General features: G+C 64.1%; 11 protein-coding genes. 6 read left to right on the forward strand and 5 right to left on the reverse strand.

Features of this window, described 5'->3' with window-relative positions; translation table 11 throughout:
- Positions 1-10 precede the first annotated feature (10 nt).
- From aztC to aztA, 3 genes are read right to left on the reverse strand one after another with little or no spacing between them, the layout of a single operon-like run.
- Positions 11-952: a zinc ABC transporter substrate-binding protein AztC gene (gene aztC / locus EOA19_RS24870; RefSeq protein ID WP_128305086.1), complete on the reverse strand. Its 942-nt coding sequence runs from the start codon at positions 950-952 to the stop codon at positions 11-13.
- A gap of 27 nt (positions 953-979) precedes the next feature.
- Complete coding sequence (aztB, locus tag EOA19_RS24875; protein ID WP_031212890.1) at positions 980-1,855, reverse strand: zinc ABC transporter permease AztB; 876 nt, start codon at positions 1,853-1,855, stop codon at positions 980-982.
- Positions 1,855-2,664, reverse strand: coding sequence for a zinc ABC transporter ATP-binding protein AztA (aztA, locus tag EOA19_RS24880; RefSeq protein WP_023810169.1), 810 nt, complete (start codon positions 2,662-2,664; stop codon positions 1,855-1,857). Before aztA ends, aztB begins: the two co-directional genes overlap by 1 nt.
- Positions 2,665-2,891: 227 nt before the next feature.
- Between aztA and EOA19_RS24885 the strand changes: the two genes are divergently transcribed.
- A complete protein-coding gene (locus EOA19_RS24885) occupies positions 2,892-3,236 on the forward strand; it encodes a RidA family protein (RefSeq protein WP_023810170.1) in 345 nt (114 codons plus the stop codon).
- A 148-nt stretch (positions 3,237-3,384) separates the two neighbouring features.
- On the opposite strand, the gene hutC is transcribed toward EOA19_RS24885, so the two are convergent.
- Entirely contained in the window at positions 3,385-4,125 is a 741-nt protein-coding gene (gene hutC, locus EOA19_RS24890) for a histidine utilization repressor (RefSeq protein WP_128305087.1), read from the reverse strand.
- On the reverse strand, positions 4,122-5,474 hold the full coding sequence (locus EOA19_RS24895; RefSeq protein ID WP_128305088.1) for a formimidoylglutamate deiminase: 1,353 nt from the start codon (positions 5,472-5,474) through the stop codon (positions 4,122-4,124). The genes hutC and EOA19_RS24895 overlap by 4 nt, the downstream gene beginning before the upstream one ends.
- Before the next feature lie 98 nt (positions 5,475-5,572).
- Between EOA19_RS24895 and hutI the strand changes: the two genes are divergently transcribed.
- Genes hutI through EOA19_RS24920 form a run of 5 tightly spaced genes read left to right on the forward strand, consistent with a single transcriptional unit; the run spans position 5,573 to position 11,462 of the window.
- The gene (hutI, locus tag EOA19_RS24900; protein WP_128305089.1) at positions 5,573-6,808 is read left to right on the forward strand and encodes an imidazolonepropionase; all 1,236 of its coding nucleotides are present in this window, start codon (positions 5,573-5,575) and stop codon (positions 6,806-6,808) included.
- On the forward strand, positions 6,805-8,346 hold the full coding sequence (gene hutH / locus EOA19_RS24905) for a histidine ammonia-lyase (protein ID WP_128305090.1): 1,542 nt from the start codon (positions 6,805-6,807) through the stop codon (positions 8,344-8,346). The genes hutI and hutH overlap by 4 nt, the downstream gene beginning before the upstream one ends.
- Entirely contained in the window at positions 8,346-9,164 is an 819-nt protein-coding gene (gene hutG, locus EOA19_RS24910) for an N-formylglutamate deformylase (RefSeq protein ID WP_128305091.1), read from the forward strand. Before hutH ends, hutG begins: the two co-directional genes overlap by 1 nt.
- 27 nt (positions 9,165-9,191) lie before the next feature.
- Positions 9,192-10,862, forward strand: coding sequence for a urocanate hydratase (gene hutU, locus EOA19_RS24915; protein WP_128305092.1), 1,671 nt, complete (start codon positions 9,192-9,194; stop codon positions 10,860-10,862).
- 12 nt (positions 10,863-10,874) lie between these two features.
- A complete protein-coding gene (locus EOA19_RS24920) occupies positions 10,875-11,462 on the forward strand; it encodes a HutD family protein (RefSeq protein WP_128305093.1) in 588 nt (195 codons plus the stop codon).
- Positions 11,463-11,504 lie beyond the last annotated feature (42 nt).

The following is an 11,504-nucleotide window of genomic DNA, read 5'->3' on the forward strand; positions in this document are numbered from 1 at the left end:
TCCTTCAAACTCAGCTGCCGAGAATGGCGCCTTTGATCTGACGGATGTTGTTGTGCATCATGTCGATATAGGTCGCGGCCGGGCCGTCAGGCTGCGACAGCGCGTCCGAATAGAGCGTGCCGCCGACCTTGATGCCGGTTTCGCTGGCGATCTGTTCGATCAGGCGCGGGTTGGTGATGTTCTCGACGAAGATCGCAGCCGCCTTGTCCTGCTTCACCTGATTGACCAGTTTGGCGACGTCTGCGGCGGATGGCTCGGAGTCTGTCGAGATGCCTTGCGGAGCGAGGAAGGTCAGGCCGTATGCGTGTTCGAAATAGCCGAAGGCGTCATGCGAGGTGATGACGACGCGCTTGCTCTCCGGGATCGAGGCAATCGCCGTTTTCACTTCACCTTCGACCGCGTCGAGCTTCTTGGTGTAGGCGGCGGCATTGGTCTGGTAACTGACGCAGCCTTCGGAATCGGCCGCGCAGAAGGCCTCGGCGATGTTCTTCACGTAGATCCTGGCATTGGCGATCGACTGGAAGGCGTGCGGATCGGTGACCGTCTTGCCGCCGCCGGTGCCTGCACCTTCGGCCGCGTCGGCGTCGGCGAATTCAGGCTTGAAATCGATCGGCGTCACGCCCTTGGTCAAGGTAATGATAGACGCCTTGGTGGCGCTGGCATCGACCAGCCGCTGCAGGAAACCTTCGAAATGCAGGCCGTTGACCAGCACGATGTCGGCCTTGGCCATGGCCACAGCATCGGCCGGGCTCGGCTCGTAGACATGGGCGTCGCCATCCGGCCCGACAATGGTGGTGACGTCGATGCGGTCGCCGCCGACATTTTTGGCGAAATCGGCAATGACGGTGAAGCTGGCGACCACTTTCAGCGGTGCCGCCAAGGCCGACGATGCGCCAAAGGCGGTTAATGTTATAACGCTCATAGCCAAGGCGGCATGGATCGATTTCAGCATAGACGGGTCTCCTTCTAGGGGCGGGGATCAGGCCGTTCTGTGACGGTGATGGATGATGCGCGCGCGCAGAATGCCGCGCGTGCCAAACAGGATCGAGGCGAAATAGACGACGCCGGCCGACAGGATGATGGCCGGGCCGGACGGCAGTGACGCGTGATAGGACAAAAGCAGCCCGGCGACGCAGGACGCGAAGCCGATCAGCACCGCCAGCACGCACATCGGCTCGACGCGAACTGTCCAGAAGCGGGCGGCTGCGGCCGGCAGCATCATCAGCCCAACCGACAGAAGCGTGCCGAGTGCCTGGAAGCCGCCGACAAGGTTGAGCACGACAAGGCCGAGGAAGATGAAATGCACCGGACTGCCGAGCCGGCTGACCGAGCGCAGGAACAGCGGGTCGAGGCATTCGGCGACCAGCGCCCGCCAGAAGATGGCGAGGCTGACCAGCGTCACCGCGACGATGCCGCCGATCAGCGTCAGGGCCTCATCGTTGAGCGCCAGCACGGTGCCGAACAGCACGTGCATGAGATCGACGCTGGAACCGCGGATCGACACCATCAGCACGCCGATGGCGAGCGAAATCAGATAGAACGCCGCCATCGAGGCGTCCTCGCGCTGGATGGTGAAGCGCGAGACGGCGCCGGCGCCGAGCGCGACGATGACGCCGGCGATCAGGCCGCCGATGGTCATCGGCAGGATCTCCAGTCCATAGAACAGGAAGCCGGCGGCTGCACCGGGCAGGATGGCGTGCGCCATCGCGTCGCCCGACAGGCTCATGCGTCGCAGCATCAGGAAGACGCCGATAGGGCAGGCGCCGAGCGACAGCATCAGCGAACCGATCAAAGCCCGCTGCATGAAGCCGAAATCGGCGAAGGGCGCGATGACAAGACCGTAAAGCATGTCCATCAGGCAGCCCTCGGTCCGACGCCGTGTTGATGGTCATGGTGATCGTGGCCATGGTGATCGTGACCATGAGCGTCCTCGCCCGGCTCGCACCAGGGTGCATTTTCTTCCCAGGCTTCGTGGAAGCGGCGGGCGCGCAACAGGTTATCAGGCTTCAGCGTTTCCCTGGTTTCGCCCCAGGCGATCGGCTGGCGGGCGAGAAGCAGCGTTTCGGGGAAATTCTGCCGCACCAGGTCCAGATCGTGCACGACAACCATGATGGTGCGTTCCTCGCCATGCCAGTGCTTGATCAGGGCAATGAGGTCGCCGACCGTCTTGGCGTCGACAGCATTGAAGGGTTCGTCGAGCAGGATGAGGTCGGCGTCCTGCAGCAGGACACGCGCAAACAGCGTGCGCTGCAACTGGCCGCCCGACAGCGTGTCGATCGGCCGCTTCTCGAAACCGCCGAGGCCAACCGCCATCAGCGCCTTGCTGACGTCTTCGCGATCTTCCTTGGTGTAGCGGCCAAGCAGGCCGCGCCGTGGCCACAGGCCGAGCGAAACCAGATCCACCACCCGTGCCGGAAAGGAGCGGTCGAGCTCCGATTGCTGCGGCAGATAGGCGGCACGTACACCGGGCGCGCGGATAACCTCGCCGGCCATCGGCTTCAGGACGCCGACAATGCCTTTCATCAGCGTCGATTTGCCGGAGCCATTGGCGCCGACCACAGCGGTCAGCGAGCCCTTGCGGATGGTGCCGTCGAGATGATGGATCGCCGGATGGCTTCCGTAGCCAAGCGTCAGGTCGCGGAATGTCAGGCAGGTATTTGTCATTCTGCGATCCGTAGGCGGCGAAATCCGGCTGCTGGCAGCGGCCGACTGGATATGTGATGTTATTACATTAGTCAACAAGCCAATCCGGCGGAATTGCGGCCGCAGGGTCAACTTGCCGTGTTTGCACATCCATATGCCATTGGCCCAAGGGGATCCGACCTGACGATCTTGCCCGAAGCCGGTCGCGACTCTAAAGAAGCGCAACCGCCACAGGAAGGAACCATCCAATGAGCATTCGTCGCATCGATGTTGGCCCGCGCATGAGCCAGATCGTCATCCATGGCAATACCGTCTATCTGGCTGGTCAGGTCGGCCAGCCAACCGGCAACGTCGCTTCGCAGACCAGGGACATCCTGGCGGCCATCGACGAACTGCTGGCCAAGGCCGGTTCCGACAAGACCAAGATACTGCAGGCGATCATCTGGCTGGCCGACATGAGCACCTTTGCCGAGATGAACGCGGAGTGGGACAAGTGGGTGCCGCAGGGCAACACGCCAGCCCGCGCCACCGGCGAAGCAAAGCTCGCCACCCCGGACTATCTGGTCGAGATTATTATTACAGCAGCGATTTGATCGGCGGCCTTCTACCTCCCCCTTGTGGGGAGGTCGGACCGAAGGTCCGGGTGGGGGTCGGCGCCGCTGCCCTCCGCTATGGCTCCGGGCGTTCGGCGTTCGAAAAGCCAAATCGTTGGCTTTTCGCCAGCCTGCGGCTGGACACGCCTCACCCCTGCGAGGGCCTGAACCTTGCCACCAGCGTGTGGCTCTCGGCCGCGTAGGTAAAGCGCACATGGGTGACCGGATGTTCGGCGCTCCATGTCCGTCGCTCTACAACCAGGCATGGCGCGCCGGCTTCGATGTCGAGTGCGGCCGCTATATGCCTGTCGGCGGCGACAGCGCGAATCCGGTGCTCGGCTTCGCTCCACGGCACGCGGCCGATCAGCCATGGCCCTGGCGCTATGGCCAGGAATTCCTCATCGGCTGCTTCAGGCACGGCGGTGAGGTTGATCAGCCGCTGCTCATGCGCGAACGGCCGCTCGCCGGCGAAATGCCCGCATTCCAGCGCCAGAACCGGTCCGGCCAAGCCCAATTCCAGCGAGGCGCGGTCCCCGGCGCTGCTGCGCCTTTTGTGTCGCATCACGCGCTCGTAGCGATAGGGCAGACCGAGCGCTTCGACCTCGATGCGGATATCGTGGATTTCCAGCACCGCCGCTTGCGACTGCGGCCGGCGCACAAAGCTGCCTGAGCGGCGGCGCCGCTCGATCAGCCCGGCCTTGGCAAGCTGCGACAGCGCCTTGTTCACCGTCATGCGCGAGCAATTGTATTGCGTGCTCAATTCGTGCTCGAACGGGATGCGATGGCCGGGCGCCCAGGCACCGGACAGGATTTTTTCGCTGATGTCGGAGAGGATGCGCTGGTGCAGCGAGCCGCCGCCTTCCGCTTCCACTGTGCCGGCCATGCTCATGCCGAAAGCGCCCTCATCACGCTGCGAAACCGCCCGGCGATGGCCTCTCGCTTCGCATGCCTGCCGCCGCTGACCTGTTTGAGCCCATGCACCCAGACGCAGTCGACCTTGCTGCCATTGGCGAAGATCCAGGCGTCGAGAATTGCGTCGCCGGTCTTGCCGGCCAGCGAGGGATTTTTGGGATCGAGCGAGACGAGATCGGCCGAGGCGCCGGCGGCGATCGCGGAAGCACCGGCGCCAAGCGCGACGCTGCCACCGTCGAGTGCAGCGTCGAACAGTGCGCGGCCGGTCGAGCCGCCGGCGACCGCCAGTACATTGCGGGCGCGGTGGGCGAGGCGCTGCGAATATTCGAGCTGGCGCAACTCGTCGGGGAGGCCGATGAGCACGTTGGAATCGGAGCCGACGCCATAGCGGCCGCCATGTTCCCTGAACAGTGGCGCGGCAAAAGTGCCGTCACCGAGATTGGCCTCGGTGATCGGGCAAAGGCCGGCGATGGCGCCACTCCTGGCCATGGCAACGGTTTCAGCATCGGTCATGTGCGTGGCGTGGATCAGGCACCAGCGCTTGTCGACCTTGGCATGCCCAAGCAGAAATTCGACCGGCCGCGCGCCCGACCAGGCAAGGCAATCCTCGACCTCTTTCACCTGCTCGGCAATGTGGATGTGGATAGGCCCATCCGGTGCTATGGCAGTCACCTCAATCAGTTCTTCCGGCGTCGCGGCGCGCAAACTGTGCGGAGCGACGCCGACGACAGCCTGATTCAGTGCACGAACCGATTCGCGGCATTTCTCAACAAGCCGCGAGAAGCGATTCACATCGTTGATGAATCGCCGCTGGCCTTCGTTTGGCACGGCACCGCCGAAAGACGAGTGCGCATAAAACACCGGCAACAGCGTCAGGCCGATGCCCGTCTCGCCGGCAGCGGCCGCAATGCGTTCGGCCATCTCGGCGAGGTTGGCATAGGGTTTTCCATCGCGGTCGTGATGCAGATAGTGAAATTCGCCGACGCGGGAAAAACCGGCCTCCAGCATCTCGACATAGAGCTGCGCTGCAACCGCCTCGACCTGATTGGGCGTCATCGACAGGGCGAAGCGGTACATCACCTCTCGCCAGCTCCAGAAACTGTCGGCGGAGGGGCCGCGAAGCTCGGCAAGGCCGGCCATGCCGCGCTGGAAGGCGTGGCTGTGCAAATTGGGCATGCCGGGCAACAGGATCGCGTGGCGTTCGTCGTCGGCCAGCGCGGTAGCTCCGGCTGCGACGGTTATGATGCGTCCATTGGCAAAGGTGATCCGCACATCGTTGTGCCAGCCATTGGGAAGGAGTGCCTGCTCCGCAAAGATATCAGTCACTTTTCTCTCCGGTTCTCTGTCTCTCATGCGATGATGGCACTTGCAGTGCGTTTCAATATGTATATACATAATCGTCATCGATTGAAACGGAAAAGATGATGGCTGGACAGAGCAAAAGCCGGGCAGGGGATCTTCGTCTGTGGCGCAATGCGCGGCTCGCGACCATGGCCGACGGGTCTGCGGGACTTGGCGTCGTCGAACATGGCGCGGTCGCTGCGCGTGACGGCCGCATTGTCTATGCCGGCCCCGAGTCGGAGCTGCCCTCAACACTTGCCCAGGGCGCCGAGACGGTCGATTGCGAGGGCCGCTGGATCACGCCTGGCCTGATCGACTGCCACACCCATCTGGTCCATGCCGGCAACCGCGCCAACGAATTCGAGATGCGGCTGGCCGGCGCCACTTATGAAGAGGTCGCCCGGGCCGGCGGCGGCATTGTTTCGTCGGTCAAATCCTTGCGCGCCGCCAGCGAAGACGAACTGGTCACTCAATCGCTGCCGCGCCTCGATGCGCTGATCGCCGAGGGCGTAACGTCAGTGGAAGTAAAGTCGGGCTACGGCCTCGACCTCGAAAACGAGAAGAAGTCGCTGCGTGCCGCCCGCCAACTGGGCGAGCAACGGCCGGTGACGATCCGCACGACCTTCCTCGGCGCTCACGCGCTGCCGCCGGAAGCCAAGGGCGACAAGGACGCTTTTATCGATCTGGTCGCCAATGAGATTCTTCCGTCGGTTGCCGCCGAGGGACTGGCCGATGCCGTCGACGGTTTTTGCGAGGGCATCGCCTTTTCGCCGGAACAGATGGCGCGCGTCTTCGATGCGGCCAAGGCGGCCGGCCTGCCGGTCAAGCTCCATGCCGACCAACTGTCCAACCTGCATGGCGCCGAACTCGCCGCCCGCTATGGTGCGCTGTCGGCCGATCATCTCGAATATACCGATGAGGCAGGTGCGGCGGCGATGGCCAAGGCCGGAACCGTGGCGACGATCCTGCCCGGCGCCTATTATTTCATTCGCGAAACCAAGAAGCCGCCGATCGGCCTGTTTCGCCAGCACGGCGTCAAGATGGCTGTCGCCACCGATAACAACCCCGGCACCTCGCCGCTGACCTCGCTGCTTCTGACCATGAACATGGCCGCGACCCTGTTCGGCCTGACCGTCGATGAATGCCTTGCCGGCGTCACCCGCGAGGCGGCCCGCGCGCTTGGTTTGCTGGGAGAAATCGGCACGCTGGAAGCCGGAAAATCCGCCGACCTGGCGATCTGGGACATCGAGCGCCCCGCCGAACTCGTCTACCGCATGGGCTTCAACCCGCTGCATGCCCGCATCTGGAGAGGACAATGACCGAACTGACCCTGAAGCCCGGCAATGCGACGCTGGCCGACTGGCACGCCATCTATCGTGGCGCCGTGCCCAAGCTGGACAATGCCTGCCGGCCAAAGATCAAGGCGAGCGCCGAGGCCGTCGCCAGGATCGTCGCCAAGGGCGAACCGGTCTATGGCATCAACACCGGTTTCGGCAAACTGGCCAGCGTCCGCATCCCGGCCGAGGATCTTGAGACCTTGCAGCGCAACATCGTTCTGTCGCACGCCGCCGGCGTCGGCGAGCCGATGCCGGTTGCTGTCTGCAGGCTGATGATGGCGCTGAAGCTCGCCAGCCTGGCGCAGGGCGCGTCCGGCGTGAGGCCGCAAACCATCGAATTGCTGGAAGCAATGCTGGCCAACGACGTCATCCCGGTGGTGCCGGCGCAGGGTTCGGTCGGCGCCTCCGGGGACCTTGCCCCGCTGTCGCACATGACCGCGGTGATGATCGGCGTCGGCGAATGTTTTACCCCGCATGGCCGTTTCCCGGCCAAGGTCGCCTTCGTCTCACATGGACTGGAGCCGGTGACACTGGGCGCCAAGGAAGGCCTGGCGCTGCTCAACGGCACCCAGTTTTCGACCGCCTATGCGCTGGCCGCCTTGTTCGAGGCCGAAGTGCTCTATCAATCGGCGCTGGTCGCTGGTGCCCTATCGACCGACGCGGCAAAAGGTTCTGACGCCCCCTTCGATCCGCGCATCCATGTGCTGAGAAAGCATCCCGGCCAGATCGAGACGGCCGACGCCCTGCGCAATCTGATGGCCGGCAGCGCCATCCGTGAATCGCATCGGGTTGGCGACGAACGCGTGCAGGATCCCTATTGCCTGCGCTGCCAGCCGCAGGTCATGGGCGCCGCACTCACCGTGCTGCGCCAGGCGGCCGACACGCTGGGCACCGAAGCCAATGGCGTCACCGACAATCCGCTGATCTTCGCCGAGGATGACACCGCGCTTTCCGGCGGCAATTTTCACGCCGAACCGGTGGCCTTCGCCGCCGACATGATCGCGCTCGCGGTCTGCGAGATCGGCTCGCTGTCGGAACGCCGCATTGCCATGCTTGTCGATCCGGCACTTTCGGGCATGCCGGCCTTCCTGACGCCGAAGCCCGGTCTGAACTCCGGCTTCATGATCCCGCAGGTGACGGCGGCGGCTCTCGTCTCGGAAAACAAGCAGAAAGCCTATCCGGCCAGCGTCGATTCGATTCCCACATCGGCCAACCAGGAAGACCATGTTTCGATGGCCGCGCACGGTGCGCGCCGGCTGATCGGCATGGTCGAGAATGCAACGGCGGTGGTTGGCATCGAATTGCTGGCCGCCGCGCAAGGCTGCGACTTCCATGCGCCGCTGGCGTCGAGCGATGCCCTTGAGGCAGTGCGCAAGCTGGTCCGGGCCGAAGTGCCACATCTCGACAATGACCGCCATTTCCACCCCGATATGGAAAAAGCCATCGCCATGGTGCGCAGCGGTGCGGCCATCGAGGCCGCCGGCGGCGTGGCTCTGCCGTCGATTTCCGGAGCGATGTGATGGCAAGCGCGCCCTGGCTGACGGTCACGCCCGGCACAGCCCCGTTGCTGGTGTCGCTACCGCACACCGGCATCGACCTGGCCGGCCTTGAGAATCGGCTGGTCTCGCCCTGGCTCGGCCGCCGCGATTGCGATTGGTGGATCGACAATCTCTATGACTTTGCCGCCGGCCTCGGGGCGACGGTGGTGCACACCGCGATCTCGCGCACCGTCATCGACGTCAACCGCGATCCCTCCGGCGCCTCGCTTTACCCCGGCCAGGCGACGACCGGCCTTTGCCCGACCGAGACTTTCGATGGCGATCCGCTCTATCGCGAGGGCGAAGAACCGGGGCCGTCGGAGATCGACGAGCGTCGCGAGAAATTCTTCGTGCCCTACCATGCCGCCCTGCAGTCCGAAATCGACCGGTTGCGCGGCCTGCACGAAAAGATCGTCCTCTATGACTGCCACTCGATCCGTTCAGTGCTGCCGCGCCTGTTTGAAGGCACGCTGCCGGTTTTCAACCTCGGCACCAATGACGGCAGGAGCGCCGATCCGACGCTGCAGGCGATGGTCGGCCAGATCATGGCCGAAACCGGTGAAACCTCTGTCATCAACGGCCGCTTCAAAGGCGGCTGGATTACACGCCATTTCGGCCAGCCGCAACAAGGCGTGCATGCGCTGCAGATGGAACTTTCCAATCGCGGCTATATGCACGAGCCCGATGGCAAGGGTACGCCGGACAACTGGCCAGTGCCTTACGATGCCGAGTTTGCCGCACCGATCCGCGCCACGCTGCGGAAAATCCTCGAGACCGCGACATCCTGGGCGCGTGTCTGACATTAGGTCCTTTTATGGAGTGACGCCATGAACAATCCTCGCCACAACATCCGCGAAGTCCGCAGCCCGCGCGGCACCGAAATCAGCGCGCGCTCCTGGCTGACGGAAGCGCCGCTGCGCATGCTGATGAACAATCTCGATCCGGACGTTGCAGAAAATCCCAACGAGCTGGTCGTCTATGGCGGCATCGGCCGGGCGGCGCGCACCTGGAACGACTTTGACCGCATCGTCGCCTCATTGAGGACGCTGGCCGATGACGAGACTTTGCTGGTGCAGTCAGGCAAGCCGGTCGGCGTCTTCCGCACCCACCCGGACGCGCCGCGTGTGCTGATCGCAAACTCAAATCTGGTGCCGCACTGGGCGAATTGGGAAAAATTCAACGAGCTCGATAAGAAGGGCTTGATGATGTACGGCCAGATGACGGCCGGCTCGTGGATCTACATCGGCACGCAAGGCATCGTGCAGGGCACCTACGAGACCTTCGTCGAGGCCGGCCGCCAGCACTATGGCGGCAATCTCCGGGGCAAATGGATCCTGACCGGCGGTCTCGGCGGCATGGGTGGCGCCCAGCCGCTCGCCGCCGTCATGGCCGGCGCCTGTTGTCTCGCCATCGAATGCAATCCGGACTCGATCGATTTTCGCCTGCGCACCCGCTACGTCGACGAGCGCGCCGACACGCTCGACGAGGCGCTGGAAAAGATCGAACGCTGGACCAAGGCCGGGGAGGCGAAGTCGGTCGGCCTGCTTGGCAATACGGCCGACATCGTGCCGGAGATGTTCAGGCGTGGCATTCGCCCCGATATGGTCACCGACCAGACCTCGGCACATGATCCCATCAATGGCTACCTGCCGAAGGGCTGGACGATGGCCGAGTGGCGCGAGAAGCGCGTCAGCGACCCCAAGGAAGTCGAGAAGGCAGCCCGCGCCTCCATGCGCGAACATGTCGAGGCGATGGTGGCGTTCTGGAACGCCGGCGTGCCGACGCTCGACTATGGCAACAACATCCGCCAGGTGGCCAAGGAGGAGGGGTTCGAGAACGCTTTCGCCTTCCCCGGCTTCGTGCCCGCCTATATCCGTCCGCTGTTCTGCCGCGGCATCGGCCCCTTCCGCTGGGCAGCTCTGTCGGGCGATCCGGAGGATATCTACAAGACCGACGCCAAGGTGCGCGAACTGACGCCCGGCAACACCCATCTGCACAACTGGCTCGACATGGCGCGCGAGCGCATTGCCTTTCAAGGGTTGCCGGCGCGCATCTGCTGGGTCGGCCTTGGCGACCGGCATCGGCTCGGGCTCGCCTTCAACGAAATGGTGGCCAAGGGCGAGTTGAAGGCGCCTGTCGTCATCGGTCGCGATCACCTCGATTCCGGCTCGGTCGCTTCGCCGAACCGCGAAACGGAATCGATGAAGGACGGCTCGGACGCGGTATCCGACTGGCCGCTGCTAAACGCATTGCTCAACACGGCGTCCGGCGCCACCTGGGTGTCGCTGCACCATGGCGGCGGCGTCGGCATGGGTTTCTCGCAGCACGCCGGCATGGTCATCGTCGCCGACGGCACGCGCGAAGCCGCCAGGCGCCTGGAGCGGGTGTTGTGGAACGACCCGGCGACCGGTGTCATGCGCCACGCCGATGCCGGCTACGAGATCGCCGTCGAATGCGCCAAGGAGCACCAGCTCAATTTGCCCGGCATTCTCGGCTGATTGGTTGAGCCGATGCGCATCCTGCGGGCAGCCGAATACCGGTCGATGCCGTGGAAGAACGGCGGCGGCGTGACGACGGAAATCGCCGTTTCGCCTGGGGGTGCCGGGCTCGACGATTTCGACTGGCGCGTGTCGATGGCGCGCGTCGAATTGAGCGCTCCTTTCTCGCAATTTGCCGGGATCGATCGCACCCTTGCCGTGCTCGAAGGCGAGGGCATCGTCCTCGAGATTGCCGGCCACCCGCCGACATCCATAAACAGGACGACTGCCCTGTTTTCTTTCCCTGCCGACGTGCAGACCGCGGCCGCGCTGATCGGCGGACCGATCACCGATCTCAATGTCATGACCCGCCGAAGCCGGATGACACATTCGGTCGAACGCCTGGTGATTTCGGCCCCCGTGGAAATCCGGACTGAAGCCGGCACAACGCTGATCCTGTGCTTGAACGGCGACGTCAGCGTGCCCGCCGCTGAACCGGTTCGCCTCGGGCCGCTCGACACGCTGCGGTCCGGTCCGGTCAGCACCGGCCTGCTTGTCCAGCCCGCCCATGAGGCAACGCTGTTCGTGATCCGGATCTGCGCCGTCGCCGGCAACGATTAACGCTTGTTTCCAAACATGATCGCGGTACCGGCGAAATATAGC

The organism is Mesorhizobium sp. M7A.F.Ca.US.010.02.1.1 (genome assembly GCF_004023085.1).
Classification (GTDB): Bacteria; Pseudomonadota; Alphaproteobacteria; order Rhizobiales; family Rhizobiaceae; genus Mesorhizobium.

Excerpts from the sequence above, each read along its gene's own strand:
- aztC (WP_128305086.1), bottom strand. The coding sequence starts at position 952 with ATGCTGAAATCGATCCATGCCGCCTTGGCTATGAGCGTTATAACATTA.
- aztB (WP_031212890.1), bottom strand. The coding sequence starts at position 1,855 with ATGGACATGCTTTACGGTCTTGTCATCGCGCCCTTCGCCGATTTCGGC.
- aztA (WP_023810169.1), bottom strand. The coding sequence starts at position 2,664 with ATGACAAATACCTGCCTGACATTCCGCGACCTGACGCTTGGCTACGGA.
- EOA19_RS24885 (WP_023810170.1), top strand. The coding sequence starts at position 2,892 with ATGAGCATTCGTCGCATCGATGTTGGCCCGCGCATGAGCCAGATCGTC.
- hutC (WP_128305087.1), bottom strand. The coding sequence starts at position 4,125 with ATGAGCATGGCCGGCACAGTGGAAGCGGAAGGCGGCGGCTCGCTGCAC.
- hutI (WP_128305089.1), top strand. The coding sequence starts at position 5,573 with ATGGCTGGACAGAGCAAAAGCCGGGCAGGGGATCTTCGTCTGTGGCGC.
- hutH (WP_128305090.1), top strand. The coding sequence starts at position 6,805 with ATGACCGAACTGACCCTGAAGCCCGGCAATGCGACGCTGGCCGACTGG.
- hutG (WP_128305091.1), top strand. The coding sequence starts at position 8,346 with ATGGCAAGCGCGCCCTGGCTGACGGTCACGCCCGGCACAGCCCCGTTG.
- hutU (WP_128305092.1), top strand. The coding sequence starts at position 9,192 with ATGAACAATCCTCGCCACAACATCCGCGAAGTCCGCAGCCCGCGCGGC.
- EOA19_RS24920 (WP_128305093.1), top strand. The coding sequence starts at position 10,875 with ATGCGCATCCTGCGGGCAGCCGAATACCGGTCGATGCCGTGGAAGAAC.